General features: G+C 71.0%; 17 protein-coding genes. 7 read left to right on the plus strand and 10 right to left on the minus strand.

The genetic code is table 11. The annotated features are described in order from the left end of the window. Positions 1-101: 101 nt before the first annotated feature. Positions 102-614, plus strand: a complete 513-nt coding sequence (locus DJ019_RS06665) for a hypothetical protein (RefSeq protein ID WP_133255256.1) — start codon at positions 102-104, stop codon at positions 612-614. Between the two features lie 117 nt (positions 615-731). On the opposite strand, the gene DJ019_RS21165 is transcribed toward DJ019_RS06665, so the two are convergent. The 3 genes from DJ019_RS21165 to DJ019_RS06680 all read right to left on the minus strand — a co-directional run bounded on the left by DJ019_RS21165 (position 732) and on the right by DJ019_RS06680 (position 2469). Further along, positions 732-1496, minus strand: coding sequence for a PEPxxWA-CTERM sorting domain-containing protein (locus DJ019_RS21165; RefSeq protein ID WP_205854099.1), 765 nt, complete (start codon positions 1494-1496; stop codon positions 732-734). Positions 1497-1643: 147 nt separating this feature from the next. Continuing rightward, a complete protein-coding gene (gene rcdA / locus DJ019_RS06675; protein ID WP_111275197.1) occupies positions 1644-2162 on the minus strand; it encodes a protease adaptor protein RcdA in 519 nt (172 codons plus the stop codon). A gap of 103 nt (positions 2163-2265) precedes the next feature. Continuing rightward, positions 2266-2469: a DUF1192 domain-containing protein gene (locus tag DJ019_RS06680; RefSeq protein ID WP_111275198.1), complete on the minus strand. Its 204-nt coding sequence runs from the start codon at positions 2467-2469 to the stop codon at positions 2266-2268. An 82-nt stretch (positions 2470-2551) separates the two neighbouring features. On the opposite strand from DJ019_RS06680, the gene DJ019_RS06685 reads away from it, so the two are divergent. Both DJ019_RS06685 and DJ019_RS06690 read left to right on the plus strand, forming a co-directional pair. Then, positions 2552-3544, plus strand: a complete 993-nt coding sequence (locus DJ019_RS06685; protein WP_240606387.1) for an NAD(P)H-quinone oxidoreductase — start codon at positions 2552-2554, stop codon at positions 3542-3544. Positions 3545-3689: 145 nt separating this feature from the next. After that, the gene (locus DJ019_RS06690) at positions 3690-5213 is read left to right on the plus strand and encodes an MFS transporter (RefSeq protein WP_111275199.1); all 1524 of its coding nucleotides are present in this window, start codon (positions 3690-3692) and stop codon (positions 5211-5213) included. Here DJ019_RS06690 and DJ019_RS06695 read toward each other — a convergent pair. Both DJ019_RS06695 and DJ019_RS06700 read right to left on the minus strand, forming a co-directional pair. Continuing rightward, complete coding sequence (locus tag DJ019_RS06695) at positions 5203-6432, minus strand: TetR/AcrR family transcriptional regulator (protein WP_111275200.1); 1230 nt, start codon at positions 6430-6432, stop codon at positions 5203-5205. The two genes, DJ019_RS06690 and DJ019_RS06695, sit on opposite strands and share 11 nt — an antisense overlap. 101 nt (positions 6433-6533) lie before the next feature. Further along, positions 6534-7943, minus strand: a complete 1410-nt coding sequence (locus tag DJ019_RS06700) for a helix-turn-helix domain-containing protein (protein WP_111275201.1) — start codon at positions 7941-7943, stop codon at positions 6534-6536. 150 nt (positions 7944-8093) lie between these two features. Between DJ019_RS06700 and DJ019_RS06705 the strand changes: the two genes are divergently transcribed. Both DJ019_RS06705 and DJ019_RS06710 read left to right on the plus strand, forming a co-directional pair. After that, positions 8094-9686, plus strand: coding sequence for an isocitrate lyase (locus tag DJ019_RS06705; protein ID WP_111275202.1), 1593 nt, complete (start codon positions 8094-8096; stop codon positions 9684-9686). 114 nt (positions 9687-9800) lie between these two features. Further along, the gene (locus tag DJ019_RS06710) at positions 9801-11951 is read left to right on the plus strand and encodes a malate synthase G (RefSeq protein ID WP_111275203.1); all 2151 of its coding nucleotides are present in this window, start codon (positions 9801-9803) and stop codon (positions 11949-11951) included. A gap of 4 nt (positions 11952-11955) precedes the next feature. Here the strand turns inward: DJ019_RS06710 and DJ019_RS06715 are convergent, their stop codons facing one another. Together DJ019_RS06715 and folE2 are read right to left on the minus strand one after the other, a co-directional pair. Beyond that, positions 11956-12723 carry a DUF2189 domain-containing protein gene (locus DJ019_RS06715; RefSeq protein ID WP_111275204.1) on the minus strand — a complete coding sequence of 256 codons (768 nt, stop codon included), beginning with the start codon at positions 12721-12723 and terminating at the stop codon, positions 11956-11958. A 103-nt stretch (positions 12724-12826) separates the two neighbouring features. Then, positions 12827-13633 (minus strand): GTP cyclohydrolase FolE2, encoded by an 807-nt coding sequence (folE2, locus tag DJ019_RS06720; protein WP_111275205.1) that lies wholly within the window; start codon positions 13631-13633, stop codon positions 12827-12829. A 70-nt stretch (positions 13634-13703) separates the two neighbouring features. On the opposite strand from folE2, the gene DJ019_RS06725 reads away from it, so the two are divergent. Then, positions 13704-14630, plus strand: coding sequence for a MerR family transcriptional regulator (locus tag DJ019_RS06725; RefSeq protein WP_165843915.1), 927 nt, complete (start codon positions 13704-13706; stop codon positions 14628-14630). A 2-nt stretch (positions 14631-14632) separates the two neighbouring features. After that, positions 14633-15280 (plus strand): SOUL family heme-binding protein, encoded by a 648-nt coding sequence (locus tag DJ019_RS06730; RefSeq protein ID WP_165843916.1) that lies wholly within the window; start codon positions 14633-14635, stop codon positions 15278-15280. Between the two features lie 7 nt (positions 15281-15287). Here the strand turns inward: DJ019_RS06730 and DJ019_RS06735 are convergent, their stop codons facing one another. Genes DJ019_RS06735 through DJ019_RS06745 form a run of 3 tightly spaced genes read right to left on the minus strand, consistent with a single transcriptional unit; the run spans position 15288 to position 18850 of the window. Further along, positions 15288-15641 (minus strand): YdbL family probable chaperone protein, encoded by a 354-nt coding sequence (locus DJ019_RS06735; RefSeq protein ID WP_111275208.1) that lies wholly within the window; start codon positions 15639-15641, stop codon positions 15288-15290. An 18-nt stretch (positions 15642-15659) separates the two neighbouring features. Further along, on the minus strand, positions 15660-15836 hold the full coding sequence (locus DJ019_RS06740) for a YnbE family lipoprotein (RefSeq protein ID WP_111275209.1): 177 nt from the start codon (positions 15834-15836) through the stop codon (positions 15660-15662). A gap of 38 nt (positions 15837-15874) precedes the next feature. Beyond that, positions 15875-18850: an intermembrane phospholipid transport protein YdbH family protein gene (locus DJ019_RS06745; RefSeq protein WP_111275210.1), complete on the minus strand. Its 2976-nt coding sequence runs from the start codon at positions 18848-18850 to the stop codon at positions 15875-15877. Positions 18851-18958: the final 108 nt, after the last annotated feature.

Consider the following 18958-nt stretch of genomic DNA (forward strand, 5'->3'; position numbering starts at 1 on the left):
GGCCCGGGCCCCTCTGGCGGTCGCCCCCGATCGTGATGTCGGGCCGCTCTGCGGAGACGGGGCCCCTGAATCTCGCCTCCGCGCAGACAACGGAGGAGAAGATGATCGATCACAGTCGAGTATGGAGCTGGGGCGGGGCCGTCCTGCTGGTCGCCAGCCTGGTGACCCTGTGGGTGTGGCCCAAGTTCGTCGGCGTGGACATCCATCCCATCTTCGGCTGGGCCGAGGCCCGGACCGGGATCGAATGGCTGGAGCCCAACGGCCGCTATGTGGTGGGTATCGCCGCCGCGCTGATCGCCGTGCTGGTGATCATCCCGAGCACCCGATTCCTGGGGGCGGTCGCGGCGCTGGCGCTGTCGGCCGTGTTCATCGTGGCGCACATGACGCCGGCCCTGGGGTGGAACATCCCCAACTATGGCCCGCTGATGGAGGCGCTCGCGGCCGGCCGCACCGCCGCCGAGATCCAGGCGATGGGCCTGAAGGGCGACATGGGCGCCCACCTGAGCCTGGCGCTGATCAACGCCGGCCTGGCCGTGCTGGTGATGGTCGCGGACCGGAGCCGCAAGCCCGCGCGGGAGCGGACGCGCCTGCGGCCGTTCGAGCTCGCGAGCTGAGGCGGGGGCCACTCCCTCAGGATGTCGACGGGGTCGCCGCCTCGGTTTCGGCCGGGGCGGCGATTTCGTGACTCCCTGGGGAACGCCCGTTCATTCCGATCCGGAGATCCAGGCCACTCAGCAGGTCGCGGCGCGACGCCGGCGCAAAGTCGAGCCGGCCATGCCGAAACCGCCGATCATGAGCGCCCACGTCGCCGGCTCCGGAACACCGCCCGCGCCCGTGGGCTCGTAGGCGAGGAACGTGAAGCCCCGCTGGGATCCATAGAGGCCTGTGCCGCCGGTCACCGCGGACGTGGCGGCGTATCTGAAGCCTGTGGTGTTGGCCGTGTAGCTGTTCGCGGCGAGCACATTGGCGGTGAAGAAGCCCGCTTCGATGAATTCGTCAGCGATGCGCATCTGGCTGCCCAGACCGGCGAGCAGGTTGTTCACGTTGAGGTTCGTCGCGTCGAACAGATCGAAGCTGTTGTCTCCTGCCAGCAGCACGTTGCCGCCGGAACCCAGGAAGGCCGCGAGCGCGGACGTCTCGGCGGCCGAGAACGCCTGGGACGGCACGGCGCTGATGAAGAGGTCGACGCCCGCAAGGTCGCCCACGGTGATCGCGGCGTTCGAGGCGAGGAGCGTGGCGTTGTAGCCAGCGCCGTTCAGATAGTCCGTGACCTCCTCCGAGACGCCAGTCAGGAACGGCGTGTCGCTGTCGCGCACCAGGATGTTCTGGCCGCCCGCGATATTCGTGAGGAACGCCTTGTTCGCCGTGCTGTCGCCCATGGCGGCCAGAGCGAAGATGTTGCTGTCGCCCGAGACGAACAGGGCTGCCGCCGCCGGACCCGCGGAGAGCCCCAGGATCGCCGTCGTCGCCACGGCCGCCCAGATCTTTGATCGCATCGCTGTTCCCCTAGCCCGATGGCAAAGGTCGAAGCTAGCGCGGCCTTAACCAGAGACCAGAGCGTTCCCCGGAGGGGCGAGCGAACGGACGGCAGGCGTCGCATAGGTGGCGTCGCGCCCCGAAGGCGACGGATCTCGCCTCGACAATCAGCCGCCGAAGGCGGACTTCAGGCGGTCGAGGTGGCCGAGGACGGGGTTGGCCGGCTCCTCGGTCGTGCTTTCCACATACATGCGGCGGTCCAGGTGGCGGACGCGGTCGTAGAGGCGCTCGGCGCGGTCGGCGAGGGCGGTCAGGCCGCGCGGCAGCTCGCCCTGGGCGGCGTCCTCGGCGCGGGAGACCTCGTCGGCGTTGAGGCGGTAGCGGTCCTCGCAGGCGGCGGCGGGGGCCATGTCGCCCTCGCGCACGGCGCGCTGGACCAGCAGCCAGGAGGCCACCTGCATCAGCCGGGTGGTGAGACGCATGCTCTCGGCGGCGTAGGCCAGGGCGGCGTTGCGGGAGAGCAGCTTGGATTCCTGGCGGCCTTCGCCGTCGAGGTAGCTGGCGGTCTCCTCGACCAGCTCCATGCCCTCCTGGAACGTGCGCTCGAACAGCTCGGAGCGGGCGAAGTCCTGGATGACGTCGTCGCGCCAGCCGGGGGTCAGGGCGGAGCTCTGGATATCCTGCATCGACGTCAGCCTACACTCGTCAGGGTTTCCACGCGCTGAACAAAGCGTCGCGGTTTGGCCGTCCCGTGCAACGTGCGTGCCATGGCGTGGGCCATTCGGGGGATCAGGATGGGCGGGAGAACAGGGCGTCGGCGGCCGCGCGGCCGGAGCGCTTCCTGTCGATCTGGGCCTGGACGCGGGCGATCTCGCCCTGCAGGACCTCGATCCGCTCCTCCAGCTCGGCGACGCCGTAGAGCTCCAGGTCCTCGCGGATGGCTTCCAGCAGGCGCTGGCCGCGCCCGACCCGGACGTCGACAGGCTCATCCATCGTCGAACCCTCCTTTGCGCGCCCCGACTGCGGGGCTATCTGAACGCGCGAGGCGCTTCGGCGCAAGGTCCAGGACAGTTCCATGACGAGCCCCCGCGAAGCCGAGACCATGACCGCCATCGCCGTGGAGGGCGGGCGCGGCCCGGCCTCGGCGCTGAAGCCCGTGCGGCTGGCGTTTCCCGAGCCGAAGGCCGGCGAGATCCTGATCCAGGTGAAGGCGGCGGGGGTGAACCGGCCCGACATCGTCCAGCGGCTGGGGATGTACCCGCCGCCGCCGGGAGCGCCCGAGACCCTGGGGCTGGAGGTGGCCGGGGTGGTCGGCCGGGCGGCGGGACGCTGGAAGGTGGGCGACAAGGTCTGCGCCCTGCTGGGCGGCGGGGGCTATGCGGAATACGCGGTGTGCGACGCGCGCCACGCCCTGCCGATGCCGGAGGGGCTGAGCTTCGAGGAGGCCGCCGGCCTGCCCGAGACGGTGTTCACGGTCTATGCGAACGTGTTCGAGCACGGGGGACTGAAGGCCGGCGAGACGCTGCTGCTGCACGGGGCGACCTCGGGGATCGGGGTGACGGCGATCCAGATGGCCAAGGCGGCGGGCGCCAGGGTGATCGCCACCGCCCGCGGCGCCGACAAGGCCAAGGCGGCCCTGGCGCTGGGCGCGGACGTGGCCGTGGACGCGACCACCCAGGACTTCGCCGAGGTCGCCAGGCGCGAGGGCGGCGTCGACGTGGTGCTGGACATGGTGGGCGGGGACTATTTCCCGAAGAACCTGGACGCCCTGAAGACCGGCGGGCGGATCGTCTACATCGCCGCCCAGGCCGGCGGGGAGATCACCGTGCCGGTGTTCCGGATCATGCAGAAGCGGGCGACGATCACCGGCTCCACCCTGCGCCCGCGCGACGCCGACGAGAAGGCGCGGCTGGCGGCCGAGGTCGAGCGGGTGGTCTGGCCCTGGATCGCGGCGGGCAAGGTGAAGGCGCAGATCGACAAGACCTTCCCGCTGGAGGACGCGGGCGCGGCCCACGCCCACCTGGAGAGCGGCGCGCACGTGGGCAAGGTCATCCTGGTCACGGCGTGACCGCGGCGGGGCGCCGGCTTCGCATGTGTCCGTACTGCAACTTCTAAATTGTTGACGCTCCGTCCCGCCGTGCCCAGGTTCGGCGGTGACGGTACGGAACGCGACCTCAGAACATCCGGCCGTCATCAAGGGAGGATACTGCCGGATGGCCGCAACCGAGCGCGCCGGAGAGGCGCCGCGCCTAAGCTACGCGACCAAGGTGCTGTACGCCGTGGGGGCCACGGCCACGAACCTGAAGCTGCGCGCGCTCTCGACGTTCCTGGTGATCTTCTACAACCAGGTGGTCGGGCTGCCGCCGCAGCTGGTGGGCTCGATCCTGGCCGCGGCGCTGGTGTTCGACGCGGTGCTGGACCCGGTGATCGGGCAGTTCTCGGACAACCTGCGGTCCCGCTGGGGGCGGCGCCATCCCTTCATGCTGGTCGCGGCCGTGCCCTATGCGCTGGCCTTCTTCCTGCTGTGGACCCCGCCGGCGGACTGGAGCCATGGCGCGCTGGCGATCTATCTGGCGGTCTGCCTGTTCGCGGTCCGGTTCTTCGACACCTTCTTCGAGCTGCCGCACCAGGCGCTCGCGCCCGAACTGGCCAAGGGCTACGACGAGCGGACCAACCTCCTGGCGATGCGCCACTTCTTCGCCGTGGCCGGCGGGCTGGGGATGACGGTGCTGGCCTACCAGGTGTTCCTGAAGGAGCAGCCGGACGGGACGGGCGGGGTGCTGGCCCGCGACGGCTACTTCGCCTACGCCCTGACCGGGGCGCTGATCATCTTCGGCACGGTGCTGGCCTCGACCCTCGGCACCGCCAGCCGCATCCCGTACCTGACCCCCGCGCCGCAGCGCCAGATCACCCTGAAGGGGATGGTCGTGGAGATGGCGCAGACGCTGAACAACCGCGCCTTCCTGTCGGCCGCCGTGTCGATGATGTTCATCGCCGTCGCGGTGGGGGCGCGGAACGGCCTGGAGATCTATTTCGGCCTCTATTTCTGGGAGCTGAAGCAGTCGCAGCTCGCCACCCTGGCGACCATGAGCGTGGTCGGCGGCTTCATGGGCGTCGGGCTGGCGCCGGTGGTGGGTCGCTGGCTGGGCAAGAAGAACGGGGCGATCGCCGTCTTCGCCGCCGCGGTGCTGGTGCACATCACGCCGGTGTCGCTGCGCCTGCTGGGCCTCGCGCCCGCGAACGGGACGCCCGAGCTTCTGGCGCTGCTGTACGGCGAGGAGATCATCAACGCGACCCTCGCGGCGGCCACCGGCATCCTGCTGGCGGCGATCATCGCCGACGTGGTCGAGGACGCCGAGGTGAAGACCGGGCGGCGGTCGGAGGGGCTGCTGATGTCGGCCAACGCCCTGTTCCGCAAGATGATCTCGGGGATGGGGGTGTTCATCGCCACGACGGTGCTGGCCCTGGCGAACTTCCCGGAAAAGGCCGAGCGGGGACAGGTGGCGCCCGAGGCGCTCTACAGCCTGGGGCTGGCCTACATCCCGATCATCGTCGGCCTCTATGGCATCGCGATCGGCCTCCTGTTCACCTACAACATCACCCGCGAGCGGCACGAGGCGAACCTGGAGAAGCTGCGCGCCTCGGCGACCGAACAGGCGGCGGCGGAGGCCGGGCCGGGCATCAATTCCGGCGAGGTCACGACGCGGTCGGCCCTGCGTCCGGAGGCTAGTGCTTGAAGACGCCCATGAGCAGCGGCTTCACGAACACCGCCGCGGCCGCCTTGGGCCGCACGTCGGGGACCAGGTAGCCCAGCTCGCCGCAGGCGTTGAGCGTGGCAGTGAGCATCTGCGAGGCGATGAACGGGTCCACCGGGCGCAGGGAGCCCTCGGCGATGCCGTCGCTCATCATCGAGGCGAAGCGGTCGGACACGCGGTTCGAGTGCTCGACCATCACCTTGCGCATCTGCTCGGGCAGGGCGGTGAGGGCGTTGGTGCGCAGCAGCGGGCCGTGGTCCGAGAGCTGGAACTCGGCCAGGGCCGAGGCGCAGGACGAGACCTTGGCCCACTGGTCGCCGGGGACCTCCATGGCCAGGCGCTGGGCCTTGCGCATCACCTCGAAGCTGCGCTCGAAGCAGGCGACCACCAGGTCGTCCTTGGCCTCGTTGTGATGGTAGAAGCTGCCCTTGGTGACGTTGAGCTCGGCCGAGATCTTGTCGACCGAGGCGCCCTTGTAGCCGCGGCGGTTGATCAGGCGGGTGGCGGCCAGCAGGAAGGTTTCCCGCGCCAGCTCGGGCCCCTCGCGTGCGGCCAGCTCCTCCATCGGGATCGGCGCGGGCTCCCAGTGGTCGGCGGTGGTGGCGATCCCGTTGACGAGGATGTCGACCATCCGGTCGCAGATCCGGGGGTAGTCCTCCGGGTCGAACTTCTCCAGCCAGTTGCCGCCCCAGAACACCTGCTCCAGCAGCATGCGGGTGCGGGCCGTGCGGCGGCCGCGCGACATCCACGCGAGGTCCGGATGGTCGAAGATCTGGCGCGTCTTGCGGAACAGGCGGCCGTAGGTGGATTGGACCTCCTCGCGGCGCGGCGAGGACAGGGCGCGCAGCTCGGTGATGATCGGCAGCGGCGAGGCCGTGCCGCAGGACACGCCCTTGAGCGTGTCGAGATAGTTGGTCAGGAAGGCGTGCAGCCGCGCCTCGGGCGTCTGCGCCTGGACAGCGCGATCGGCGAGCTCGGTCAGGGTCTCGATGCCGCGGGTGATGCAGGCGGCGGCGAGGTCGTCCTTGCGCTTGAAGTAGTAGGTGACGCTGGTCGTCGACAGGTCGACGGCCGCGGCGGTGTCGCCGAGGGTCAGTCCCTTGATGCCCTTGCGGTTCAGGATGCGCGTGGCCGCGTCCAGGATGGCCTCGCGCTTGCGTTCGAACCGGTCGGTGGATCTTGCCGCGGCGCTACGGGCCATGGATTCGTGTGTCTCCGATGAAATCCCTTTTGACCGCGAAAGGGGGCTCAAGCCAAGGGGTTACGCTGCGTCAGGTCGAGGGAGGTTTCGCGTCTGCTCCGTCAGCCGTCGGAGAAGCCGAACGGGGCGCTGGTCCGGCGGATGTCGTCGGGCAGGATCTGGCGGCCGATGGGCGGCGCCGAGCGGGCCGTGCACTCGGTGCGATGGCATATGCGGCAGGTGACGCCGATGGGCGTGGCGGTCTCCGGCCCGGGGCCGCCCTGGGCGTAGATCAGTTGGTGCGCGTGCTCGGCGGCGCACCCCAGCGCGATGGCCCGCTCCACCCGCACCTTGCCGAAGCCGCCCCCGCCGGCGGTGACCGTGCGGGCGATGGAGAAGAAGCGCTGGCCGTCGGGCAGCTCCAGCCATTGGGTGACGATCTGGCGGGGCGTGCGGAACGCCTGGTGGACGGTCCAGAGCGGACAGCCGCCGCCGTGTCTGGCGAAGGGGAAGCCGGCGCCGTCGAGACGCTTGGAGACGTTGCCCGCCTCGTCCACGCGGATGAAGAAGAACGGCACCCGCTCCTGCCCCGGCTTCTGCAGGGTGGTGAGGCGGTGGGCGATCTGTTCGAAGCTCGCGCCGAACTGGCGGCCCAGCGCCTCGAGGTCGTACTGGCGGGCCTCCACCGCCTTGGCGAAGGCGGAGTAGGGCATGAGGATCGCGGCGGCGGCATAGCTGGCCAGGGCCCGGCGGGTCAGGCGCTCGCCGCTCTCGGTGGCGAAGCTGCCCTCGCGGGCCAGGGCGTCCACCTCGGGCGTGAGCTCCAGGTAGGCGAGCTGCAGGGCGAGCTGGAAGGCCTGACTGGCGTTGTCGAGCTCGTCGCTGAGCAGGATCTCGCGGCGGTGGTGATCGAGCCGCCGCGTGGAGCCGACCATGACGCTGGGCGGCAGGCGGCGCACCCGCAGGCCGTGGCGCGCCTTGAAGTAGGGGATGACGCCATCGTGGCTGGCCACGGCCTGGGCCAGCCGCTCGGCGGCGTCGTCGAGGGTCGGGAAGCTGTTGCGGCGGGCCTCAAGGAAACGGCGGGACTCGGCGACGGGGTCGGTGGTGTCGGTCGAGGGGCCGGCGGCGGTCGCCTCGACGCCGCGATCGGCGAGGGCGAGCTGTTCCTCGCGGTAGGCGGTGTAGAGGCGCAGCAGGGCCTCGGTGATGCCGGGGAAGTTGGTGGTGACGTCGGCCGCCTCCAGCGAGGGCAGGTCGATGTCGGCGAACATCGGGTCCTTCAGCACCGCCTGGAGGCGGGCGGTCTCCTCGGTCGCGCCGCTGCCGGCCAGGGCCGACATGTCGATGCGGTAGGTCTGGGCCAGGCGCAGCAGCAGGTCGGCGCTGAGCGGCCGGTGGTTGCGCTCGAGCAGGGCGATGTACGAGGCCGAGACGTCGAGGTCCCGGGCCATGTCGGACTGGGTGAGGCCGAGATCCCGGCGCAGGCGGCGAAGCCCGGGGCCGACATAGAGGCGACGTTCGTTAGCCATGATGCGGAAAGGGTTAAGGTTTGTGCGGTCCTTACAACCTTACACGAACATGATGTAAAGTTTGACAACTAAACTGCGATCAGGGTTCCGTCCGCCCCGCCGCCCGCGTTACGCCGCGCCTCGAACACACCCGCAGTCGGGAAGAGGCACATGGCTTACCAAGACCACATCATCGAGATGGGCCAGCTCATCAAGAGCAAGAAGGGCCCCTGGGACGGGATCAACGCCGAGTCGGTGGCCCGCATGCGCCTCCAGAACCGGTTCAAGACCGGCCTGGAGATCGCCAAGTACACGGCCGACATCATGCGCAAGGACATGGCCGCGTACGACGCCGACCCGGCCAACTACACCCAGTCGCTGGGCTGCTGGCACGGCTTCATCGCCCAGCAGAAGCTGATCTCGATCAAGAAGCACTTCGGCACCACGAAGCGCCGCTACATCTACCTGTCGGGCTGGATGGTCGCCGCGCTGCGTTCGGAATTCGGCCCGCTGCCGGACCAGTCGATGCACGAGAAGACCTCGGTGCCGGCGCTGATCGAAGAGATCTACACCTTCCTGAAGCAGGCCGACGCCCGTGAGCTGGGCCTGCTCTTCCGCGACCTCGACGCCGCCCGCGCGGCCGGCGACAAGGCCAAGGAACAGCAGATCCAGGACAAGATCGACAACTTCGAGACCCACGTCGTTCCGATCATCGCCGACATCGACGCCGGCTTCGGCAACGCCGAGGCGACCTACCTGCTGGCCAAGAAGATGATCGAGGCGGGCGCCTGCGCCCTGCAGATCGAGAACCAGGTCTCCGACGAGAAGCAGTGCGGCCACCAGGACGGCAAGGTCACCGTTCCGCACGAGGACTTCCTCGCGAAGATCCGGGCCCTGCGCTACGCGTTCCTGGAAATGGGCGTGGACAACGGCATCATCGTCGCCCGCACCGACAGCCTGGGCGCCGGCCTGACCAAGCAGATCGCGGTCAGCCACCAGCCGGGCGACATCGGCGACCAGTACAACAGCTTCCTGGACTGCGAAGAGATCGCGCCCGCCGACATGAAGAACGGCGACGTGGTCCTGAACCGGAACGGCAAGCTGCTGCGTCCGAAGCGCCTGCCGTCGAACCTGTTCCAGTTCCGCGAAGGCACCGGCGCCGACCGCTGCGTGCTGGACTGCATCACCTCGCTGCAGAACGGCGCGGACCTGCTGTGGATCGAGACCGAGAAGCCCCACATCGAGCAGATCGCCTCGATGGTGGACCGCATCCGCGAGGTCATCCCGAACGCCAAGCTGGCCTACAACAACAGCCCGTCGTTCAACTGGACCCTCAACTTCCGCCAGCAGGTCTACGACGCCTGGCAGAAGGCCGGTAAGGACGTGTCGGCCTACAACCGCGAAGGCCTGATGAGCGTCGACTACGACGCCACCGAGCTGGCGGCGGAAGCCGACGACCGCATCCGCACCTTCCAGCGCGACGCGGCCAAGCGGGCGGGCATCTTCCACCATCTGATCACGCTGCCGACCTACCACACGGCCGCGCTCAGCACGGACAACCTCGCCAAGGAATACTTCGGCGAGCAGGGCATGCTGGGCTACGTCGCTGGCGTCCAGCGCAAGGAGATCCGCCAGGGGATCGCCTGCGTGAAGCACCAGAACATGTCGGGTTCGGACATCGGCGACGACCACAAGGAATACTTCGCCGGCGAAGCCGCGCTGAAGGCCGGTGGCGCCCACAACACGATGAACCAGTTCGCCTAAACGTGGCGGACCGGAGCTAAGTGTCGCTGCGGCCCGGGGCGTCTCGCCTCGGGCCGCTTTTCTTCCAGCGGCCGGCGCCTTGTGCGACGCCGGACCAGCGGCTTGGGTTAGGGCATGGACATTTCGAGCAACCTTTTCGTCGACGACCTGCTGCACGGCTTCGTCGAGCAGGAGCTTCTGCCGGGCACGGGCGTGGAGCCCGCGGCGTTCTGGGCGGCGCTGGAGACGGTGCTGGCCGACTTCACCCCGCGCAACGCCGAGCTCCTGAAGGTGCGCGACGACCTGCAGGCGAAGATCGACGCCTGGTGGGGCCAGCGGAAGGGCCAGCCCTATGACGTGGCCGCCGCCACCGCCTTCCTGCGCGAGATCGGCTACCTGCTGCCTGAGCCGGCGGACTTCACCATCGGCACGGCGAACGTCGACCCCGAGATCGCCAAGCTGGCCGGCCCGCAGCTCGTGGTGCCGGTGTCCAACGGCCGCTATGCCCTGAACGCCGCCAACGCGCGGTGGGGCAGCCTTTACGACGCGCTCTACGGCACCGACGCCCTGGAGCCGCCGACCGGGACCAAGGGATATGACCCGGCGCGGGGCGCCAAGGTGATCGCCTATGCCCGCGCGTTCCTGGATCGCGCCGCGCCGCTGGCCGGCGCCTCGCACGCCGACGCGACCCTCTACGCCATCGAAGGCGACGCCCTTTCCGTTACGCTCAAGTCCGGCGGCAAGGCCGGGCTGGCCGATCCGGCCCAGCTCGCGGGCTGGCGCGGCGAGGCGGGCGCGCCGTCGGCGGTGCTGCTGAAGCACAACGGCCTGCACCTGGAGATCCTGGTCGACCGGACGCACAACGTCGGCAAGGACGATGCGGCCGGCGTGGCCGACGTGATCGTCGAGTCGGCCCTGACCACCATCCAGGACTGCGAGGACTCGGTCGCCGCCGTCGACGCCGAGGACAAGGTCGGCGTCTATCGCAACTGGCTGGGCCTGATGAAGGGCGACCTGGCGGTCGACTTCCAGAAGGGCGGCCGCAGCGAGACCCGCCGTCTGGAACCCGATCGGACCTACACCGGGGTGGACGGCAAGCCGCTGACCCTGCCGGGCCGCTCGCTGATGCTGGTCCGCAACGTGGGCCACCACATGCTCACCGACATGGTCCGCCTGGGCGGCCAGCCGGTGTACGAGACCGCGGTCGACGCGCTGGTCACCGCCGCCGCCGCCCTGCACGACCTGAAGGGCGCGCGCCGCAACAGCCCCGCCGGCTCGATGTACGTGGTGAAGCCGAAGATGCACGGGCCGGACGAGGTGGCGCTGGCGGTCCGCCTGTTCGACCTGGTCGAGGACGCGCTGGGCATGGCGCGCAACACCATGAAGATGGGGATCATGGACGAGGAGCGCCGCACCAGCGCCAACCTCAAGGCCTGCATCTTCGCGGCGAAGGACCGGGTGGTGTTCATCAACACCGGCTTCCTCGACCGCACGGGCGACGAGATCCACACGGCGATGGAAGCCGGCCCGGTGATGCGCAAGGACGCCATCAAGGCCGAGCCGTGGCTGGCCGCCTACGAGAAGCGCAACGTGGAGATCGGCCTCGCCGCCGGCTTCCCCGGCCGGGCGCAGATCGGCAAGGGCATGTGGGCCGCGCCCGACATGATGAAGGACATGCTGAACGCCAAGATCGGCCACCCGCGGGCCGGCGCCAGCACCGCCTGGACCCCCTCGCCGACGGCCGCGACGCTGCACGCCCTGCACTACCACGAGGTGGACGTGCCCGGCCTGCAGGCCGAGATGGCGGCGGCCGCCAGCAAGACCGGCACGGACGCCCTGCTGACCCCGCCGCTGGCGAAGTCGAACTGGAGCCCCGAAGACGTGCAGCAGGAGCTGGACAACAACGCCCAGGGCATCCTCGGCTACGTCGTCCGCTGGATCGACCAGGGCGTCGGCTGCTCGAAGGTGCCCGACATCCACGACATCGGCCTGATGGAGGACCGCGCCACCCTGCGGATCTCCAGCCAGCACATGGCCAACTGGCTGCGCCACGGCGTCTGCACCGAGGCCCAGGTGCGCGAGACCTTCGCCCGCATGGCCAAGGTGGTCGACGGGCAGAACGCCGGCGATCCGCTCTACACGCCCATGGCCGGGAACGAGAGCCTGCCCGCCTATCAGGCGGCGCTGGACCTGGTGTTCAAGGGCCGCGAGCAGCCGAACGGCTACACCGAGCACATCCTCACCGCCCGCCGCCGCGAGCGGAAGGCGCAGCTCGCGAAGGCTTGAGGGCTCAGGCCTCCGCGACCACGAGGTCGCGGTAGGCCCGCCAGCTCGCCAGGCCCAGCCAGGGGAAGACCACGATCAGGGCGAGGAAGCCCGTCGCCGCGCTGCCCAGGGTGAGCGCGGCGATGATCGCGGCCCAGATCAGCATGGGGACGACGTTGTCGTGGACGGCGCGGACGCTGGTGGCCGCGGCCTCGAAGAAGCCCCGGCGCGGGTCCAGCAGCATGGGCGCGGTGAGGACCACGATGCCGTAGGTGAGGAACGCCATCACCCCGCCGACCAGCGTGCCCGTCACCAGCATGCGGTGGCCTTCCGGCGTCTCCAGGGCGAAGCGGACGAAGGACTCGACGGTGCGGTGGATCTGGTAGGTCGACAGGCCGTAGACGATCTGGGCGGCCTGGATCCAGATGCCGAAGATCACGAACAGCAAGAGGCCGAGATAGGCCAGGTCCTGGCGCAGCGTGCCCGGCGGCAGGAAGGTGGTCCGCAGGGAAGGCCGCTCCCCGGCGTCGAGCCGGCGGCCCGTCTCATAGTTGCCCATGGCGAGCACGGGGGCGACGAAGACGAAGCCGAAGGTGAGGGTCAGGGCCCAGACCGCGAGGTTCGAGGCGACGAGGGCCCCTGCGACGCCGGCGCAGACCGCCGCCACCACCAGGCCGAACGGCAGCGAGACCTGCCAGGACCGCCACAGCGCACCCCAGCCCCAGGCCAGCCATCTCAGCGGCGCGGTCGGTCCGATCCGCCGCACCGCTGGCAACCTCGATCCGGCCGCCATGCCTTACCCTCCCCGCCGCGCCGTCGTTGCAGCGCCGCACGGCGAAGCTGCGGTCGCAAATTGGGGGCGCGCCTTGAGCGGCGTCAATGCGCGGCGGGCCGCTTCAGGCCGCGGCGCCCGCGCCGTCCATCCAGGCGTAGGCCGAGTGGTTGTGGATCGACTCGAAGTTCTCCGAGGACACCTCGTAGCGCCGGACCCGGGGGTCGTCGGCCAGCCGGGCGGCCACGTCGCGCACCAGGTCCTCGACGAACTTCGGGTTCTCGTAGGCGCGCTCGGTGACGAACTTCTCGTCGGCCCGCTTCAGGAGGCCCCAGAGCTCGCACGAGGCCGCGTTCTCGGCGATGCGGATCAGGTCGTCCGGGAGCATCCGCACACCGTCGGCGAGGGTCGCGGCGATGGTGATGTGGCTGCGCTGGTTGTGCGCGCCGTAGCGGGAGATGGTCTTCGAGCAGGGGCAGAGGCTGGTGACCGGCGCGGTGATGGAGAGCGTGACCGTCGTGCGCCCCGACACGTGCTCGGCGCGGAGCGCCATGCGGTAGTCCATCAGGCTGGGGATGCCCGAGACCGGCGCCTGCTTGGTGAGGAAGACGGGCGCGGCGATCGAGAGATAGCCGCCGTCCGCCTCCAGCAGGGTCAGCATGTCGGACATGAGGGCGGACACGCCCACCGTATCCAGCGGATGCCGCACGTCCTGCAGCAGCGCGACGAACCGCGACATGTGGGTGCCCTTCTGCTCGGCGGGCAGGGCCACGTACATCTCCACCTCGGCCACGGTCGGGCAGGGCCCCTGCTCGGTCAGCAGGGTCACGGGGTGGGTGACGCCCCGCACGCCGACCCGCTGGATCGGCTGGCCGCGCCGGTCGGGACTGGCCTGGACGTCGGGGAGTTCGGTGGGTGTAAAGGCGTTCATGGCGGGGGTCCTGGGCGTCTTGTCCTGGACAAAAGACCCCATCCGTGGCAGTTTGTCCAGGACAATGAGCATGACCTTTTCCTCCCCGGGCGCTGGCCCCCTGACGATCGGAGAAGCGGAGCGCCACAGCGGCGTGCCGAAGGAGACCTTGCGCGTCTGGGAGCGGCGCTACGGCTTCCCGGCGCCGACCCGCGATGCGGCCGGCGACCGGCTCTACACGGTGGCGGACGTCGAGAAGCTGAAGCGTATGAAGGCGCTGATCGATGCGGGCGAGCGCCCGGCGCAGCTTGCCGGCCTCGGCATCGACGAACTGGCGGCCCGGGCGCCGAAGCCTGCGCCGGCGAACGATGCGGTGGGCGAGTGGGTGGAGGCGGCTCTCGACCGCCTGCGCCGGCATGACGTGGACGGGCTGCGGGACCTGCTGCAGGCCGGCATCTACGCCCGGGGCCTGGAGCGCTTTGTCCAGGACAATGTCGCCGCCCTGACCCGCGCGGTGGGGGAGGCCTGGGTCGGCGGCCGTCTGCAGGTCTATGAGGAGCACCTGTTCACCGAGCAGCTGGTGCGGGTGCTGCGCGGCGCGCTCGACGGCCTGCCGCGCCCGCCCGCGGCCCGGCCGCGGGTGCTGCTGACCACCGCGCCGGGGGAGCCGCATGCCCTGGGTCTGCTGATGGCCGAATGCCTGCTGACCCTCGGCGGCGCGCGCTGCCTGTCGCTGGGGCCCGAGACGCCGCCCGAGCAGATCGCCGGCGCCGCGGCGGCTCACGACGCCGACGTCGTGGCGCTCTCTTTCTCCGGCATGTTCGGCGAGGCGGCGGCGCGGGCCTTCGCGCGCGACCTGCGCGGCCAGCTTCCCGCAACGACCGAGCTCTGGGCGGGAGGCGCCTGTGCGGGCCTCGCCGACCTCGCGCAAGACGGCGTCCGCCCGCTCGTGAACCTCGCCGACATCCCCGAAGCCCTGGCCGGCTGGCGCTTCGCCGCCGCCCGGAAGGAGCGCTGACCATGCTGCAGACCGTCGTCCTCGGGCTGGCCGCCGCCGCGGCCGTGCTGACCTTCGCGCCCGGGGCCTCGCGCGCCTCGGTCGAGGAGCCGAGCTACAGGGTGCTGGCCAGGACCGGCGGTGTGGAACTGCGCGAATATCCGGCCCTGATCGCCGCGGAAACCATGGTGGAGGGCGACGAGGCCACCGCCCGCAACCGCGGCTTCCGGCGCATCGCGGACTACATCTTCGGCGGCAACCAGAGCCGCAAGTCCGTGGCGATGACCGCGCCCGTGGCGCAGTCGCCGGTCCCGGGCAAGCCCGCGTCGGAGAAGATCGCCATGACCGCGCCGGTGGCGCAGGAGCCGGTGGCGGGCGGCTGGCGGGTGCAGTTCTTCATGCCGGCGTCCTATGAGATGGACACCCTGCCGCGCCCGAACAGTCCGGACGTCGTGCTGCGGCGCCTGCCGGCGCAGCGCTATGCGGTGCTGCGCTTCAGCGGATCGAGCCGGCCCGCCCGTATGGCCGAGCGCCAGGCCGAGCTGCTCGCGGCGGCCGGCAAGCAGGGCTGGCAGGCCACGGGCGAGCCGGTCTACTGGTTCTACGACCCGCCGTGGACCCCGACGCCGATGCGCCGCAACGAGGTGGCGATCCCCGTCGCGGCGCCGTAACGCCCGGCTACTTTCGCAGCCAGCCGCCGCCGTTGGGCTTGTAGTATTCGCCGGGCTTCAGCCTGGCCTGGACGACCGTCGAGTAGGCCGAGGCGCCGGCGGCTTCCACCGAGACGCCGTTCTTGGCGGCGGCCTGGCGGTAGAGGGCGAGGCGGCCCTCGTTGATCTCCTCGACGGCGGCCTTGAGCGCCGGGTCGCTAGAGGGCTTCACGAAGCCGAGGAGGCCGTCGCCCTGTTCGCCGACGATGCCTTGGGCCTTGGCGGCGTCGACCGCCGACTTGGCGTCCATGGCGTAGGCGGCCGCGGCCGGGACCGCGAGGGCGGCCAGGACGGCGGCGGCGATGCTCAGTTGCTTGTTCATGTCTCTCGTCCTCTCCCCTTAGAAGAGGTTGGGGTTCTTCTGGATCAAGGCCTTGACGTCCTCGTCCAGCTGCAGCCGGACGTTGGCGTCCAGCTTGGCGTAGATGTTGATGGGCGCAACCTCGACCCGGACGGTCGGGGCGCAGGCGGCGAGGCCGCTGGCGGCGGCCAATGCGGCGATCAGGGCGGCCCTCATGGTGCGGTCTTCCTCATCATGGCTCCTTGAATGAATGGTCACGGCTGAACCGGAGCTGAATTCCTGGCCTTCTGATATTCGGCGTAGTCGGCCAGCAGGTCATCCAGGTTCAGCGTCGTGTCGAGGGTGAGATTGACGCCCGTGCCCGACGGCAGCGGCAGCTTGCGGCCCAGGAACCTGCGCTGGATCAGGTCCATGAGCGTCAGGCGGATGCGCTGCTTCTGCGGCGGGTCGTGGCGGCCGATGATGTGGAACAGCACGCCCAGGCGGCCGTCGTCGCGGCTGGAGATGGTGGCGGCCAGCTTGTCGAAGGCCAGGTTCTCCATGGCCTGGTAGGCGAAGTCGGTGAAGGTGTCGTTGGGCGCGGGCGCCGCCTCGACGGGAGTCTTGATTTCGCCCTCGGCCTGGACGCCGGTCAGGGCGGTCCGGTTGATCGAGATGCGGCCCGGCTGGATGGCCTTGAGCTCGCCGCCGGTGATGCGGATGCGCGTGCCGTTGGCCTCGAACGGGATCCGGCCGCTGACCTTCGCGTCGAACTCCACCTTGTCGCCGAACGGCGAGGCCTCGACGAGGTCGTGGAGCTGGACCCCCTCGACGACGAGGACGCCGCGGCTGGGGGCGCCGGGGCTCAGGGGGATCTCCAGGGTCTCGAGGCGCACGCGGCCGCCGCCGACGTCGGCCTCGCTGCCCGCGACGCGGATCAGGTTGTCGGCGATCTCGAAGCGGGCGCGCAGGTGCTCGACGAGGACGATGGTCTCGACGGTCTCCACCGTCAGCTCCTGGCCTGGCGCGGTGGTGAGGGGCGCGAGGCTGGAGAAGACGGCGGTTCCGCTGAGGCCCTTGATCGGCCCGGCGGGGCTGGTGAAGTCGAGGCGCGGCACGGTCAGGGTCCCGCCGCTGGTGGCGCCGTCGGCGGTCCAGTCGAACCGGCCCTGGAAGCGCGCCGAGCCGACGGCGGGCGAGCCGAGGGCGCCGGCCATGGGCGAGATCTGGTCGGGCTGCAGGCCGCCCTCGGCGAAGGCGAGCTCGGGCGTTTCGATGGCCACGCCGCCGCTACCTGCGGCGGTGTCGTGAGAGAGCCGCGCCGTGGCGATGGTCGGGCCGCCGGGCAGGCGGGCGGAGAGGTCGGCCTTGAGCACGCCGCCGGAGAGCGACGCGTCGCCGGACAGGCGCAGGGGGTTGAACCGCGGCTCGGCGGTGGTGTCGGAGAGCCGGACGGTGGAGACCTGGGCGCGGGCGGTCAGGCGCGCGCCGGCGCCCGAGGCGGTGATGGCCGCCGCGCCGCTGTCCGCGCGCACCTGGGCGAAGGGGATGGCCGCGGTGACGGCCTCGGCGCGTCCGGCGAGGCGCCAGGCGCCGTCGCGCATGGCGAACACCGGGCCGCCGGCGGGGCAGAGGCGGCCGGCCAGACTTTCGACGTCGTTCTCGCCCAACTCCAGCCGTTCGGCCTGGACGGCGATGCAGCGCTCGGCCGTGAAGCTCACGCCGGCCTCGCCGAAGCGCAGGCGGCCGGCGGCTTCGACCTGGCCGTCCTGGACGGGACCGGCGGAGAGGGCGGCGCGCACCGTCAGGTCGGCGAAGGGCGAGGGGCCGAGGTCGAGCCGGCGGACGGCGACGTCCACCTCCGGCAGGCCGCCGCCGGAGACGGTGAGGCGGGCGGGCGCGGCGAGGCTGGTCAGCCGCACCTCGCCGCCGCTGTCGGGCAGCAGGCGCAGCGGCGCGCCGAGGCTGGCCGGAAGGCCTGCGGGCCGGGCGGTGTCGAGCGCCAGGCGAACGTCGGGCGCGGAGATGCGGAAGGACCGGGCCGCGCGCTTGATGGCGGCGATGTCGGCGCTGTCGTCCGGCAGCGGGCGACCAAGGCCCGACCAGCGTCCGCGACCCTGGGCGGCCAGGCGGGCGTCCAGCCGGACGCCGGCGGGGCCCGCACGCAGGGGCCCGCCGCCGCGCACGTCGAGCTGCGGCAGGGCGAGGTCGCCGGCGACGATCCCGTCGGCCGTGGCGCGGGTGCGGAGGGTGGCGGTGACGAGGTCGCCGGCCTTGCGGTCCCAGCGCAGGTCGTCGGCGGCGACCGAGGCCTGGACGGCGCCGGACCGCGATTGTCCCAGGCTGGCTCCCTTGGCGGTGAGGTCGGCGCGGCCGGCGCCGGCGACCGCGAGCGTCGGGATCCAGCCGCTGGCCTGACCGTCGAAGGCGGCGGTGAGCCGCGCGTCGGCGAGGCGCTGGTCGCCCGCGGCGAGGCTTCCGGCGGTGAGCAGCGCCCGGATCGAGACCGCGCCGTCGCCGCGCCGCTTCTCCAGGTCGGGATAGGGCGCCTTGGCGTTCAGGCTGAAGCGCGCGTCCGAGAGGGTCGCGCCGGCCAGGGTCGCGCGCTCGGCGGGGGCGGACAGCGACAGGTCGATGCGGTCGCCGGTAGTGGCGGCCTTGAGGGTTCCCGCGCCCAGCGCCAGGTCGAACCCCTGCCCGCGCAGTCGCGCCGGGGCCGAGGTCGCGGCGAGGCTCCTCAGCCTGGCGTCCTCGACCAGGGCGTCGGCGGTGAGGCGGACCGGCCCATAGTCGGTGGCCAGATGGAGCATGCCGTCGTCGATGGCGACCCGCGGCTTGGCGGCGTCGGGCCGGGGCGGGCGGCGCAGGAATTCCTGCACCAGCGGGTCGAGCGCGCCCACGTGCAGGCCGTCGCGGCGGAGCTGGGCGCGCAGCACCGGCCTGCGAAGGGTGACCGACACGACGTCCAGGCCGGTCAGTCGCAGGCGGTAACGGACCTCCACCCGCTCGGCGGCGAAGTCGGGATTGGCCGGATCGCCCACCCGGAGGCGGGCGACGAAGGTGGAGGGGCCGAACGCCTCGACCTGGGCTTCGGACGCGACGCCCTTGGATCTGAGCCACCCCGTCAGCGCCTCGCGCGCCAGCATGCGCCGGTTCAGCCAGGTGAGGGCGGCCAGCAGCACAAGGGCCACGCCGACGAGCGCCAGGATCAGGCGCAGCGGTCTGGTCTTCGGAGGCGTGGGGTCGGTCAAGGCGGGGAAGGGCTCGCGGAAGCTTCGCCCTGTTTAGCGCACAATGCGGCCATTCGATGCCAGCGTATTGGCGGCGCCAGCGTATTGGCGGAGAGGGCGGGATCGGGC

This window comes from Phenylobacterium kunshanense, from assembly GCF_003254525.1.
In the GTDB taxonomy this organism is placed as follows: Bacteria; Pseudomonadota; Alphaproteobacteria; order Caulobacterales; family Caulobacteraceae; genus Phenylobacterium; species Phenylobacterium kunshanense.

Coding starts and splice junctions, on each gene's coding strand:
- DJ019_RS06665 (WP_133255256.1), top strand. CDS start 102: ATGATCGATCACAGTCGAGTATGGAGCTGGGGCGGGGCCGTCCTGCTG.
- DJ019_RS21165 (WP_205854099.1), bottom strand. CDS start 1,496: ATGCGATCAAAGATCTGGGCGGCCGTGGCGACGACGGCGATCCTGGGG.
- rcdA (WP_111275197.1), bottom strand. CDS start 2,162: ATGCAGGATATCCAGAGCTCCGCCCTGACCCCCGGCTGGCGCGACGAC.
- DJ019_RS06680 (WP_111275198.1), bottom strand. CDS start 2,469: ATGGATGAGCCTGTCGACGTCCGGGTCGGGCGCGGCCAGCGCCTGCTG.
- DJ019_RS06685 (WP_240606387.1), top strand. CDS start 2,552: ATGACGAGCCCCCGCGAAGCCGAGACCATGACCGCCATCGCCGTGGAG.
- DJ019_RS06690 (WP_111275199.1), top strand. CDS start 3,690: ATGGCCGCAACCGAGCGCGCCGGAGAGGCGCCGCGCCTAAGCTACGCG.
- DJ019_RS06695 (WP_111275200.1), bottom strand. CDS start 6,432: ATGGCCCGTAGCGCCGCGGCAAGATCCACCGACCGGTTCGAACGCAAG.
- DJ019_RS06700 (WP_111275201.1), bottom strand. CDS start 7,943: ATGGCTAACGAACGTCGCCTCTATGTCGGCCCCGGGCTTCGCCGCCTG.
- DJ019_RS06705 (WP_111275202.1), top strand. CDS start 8,094: ATGGCTTACCAAGACCACATCATCGAGATGGGCCAGCTCATCAAGAGC.
- DJ019_RS06710 (WP_111275203.1), top strand. CDS start 9,801: ATGGACATTTCGAGCAACCTTTTCGTCGACGACCTGCTGCACGGCTTC.
- DJ019_RS06715 (WP_111275204.1), bottom strand. CDS start 12,723: ATGGCGGCCGGATCGAGGTTGCCAGCGGTGCGGCGGATCGGACCGACC.
- folE2 (WP_111275205.1), bottom strand. CDS start 13,633: ATGAACGCCTTTACACCCACCGAACTCCCCGACGTCCAGGCCAGTCCC.
- DJ019_RS06725 (WP_165843915.1), top strand. CDS start 13,704: ATGACCTTTTCCTCCCCGGGCGCTGGCCCCCTGACGATCGGAGAAGCG.
- DJ019_RS06730 (WP_165843916.1), top strand. CDS start 14,633: ATGCTGCAGACCGTCGTCCTCGGGCTGGCCGCCGCCGCGGCCGTGCTG.
- DJ019_RS06735 (WP_111275208.1), bottom strand. CDS start 15,641: ATGAACAAGCAACTGAGCATCGCCGCCGCCGTCCTGGCCGCCCTCGCG.
- DJ019_RS06740 (WP_111275209.1), bottom strand. CDS start 15,836: ATGAGGGCCGCCCTGATCGCCGCATTGGCCGCCGCCAGCGGCCTCGCC.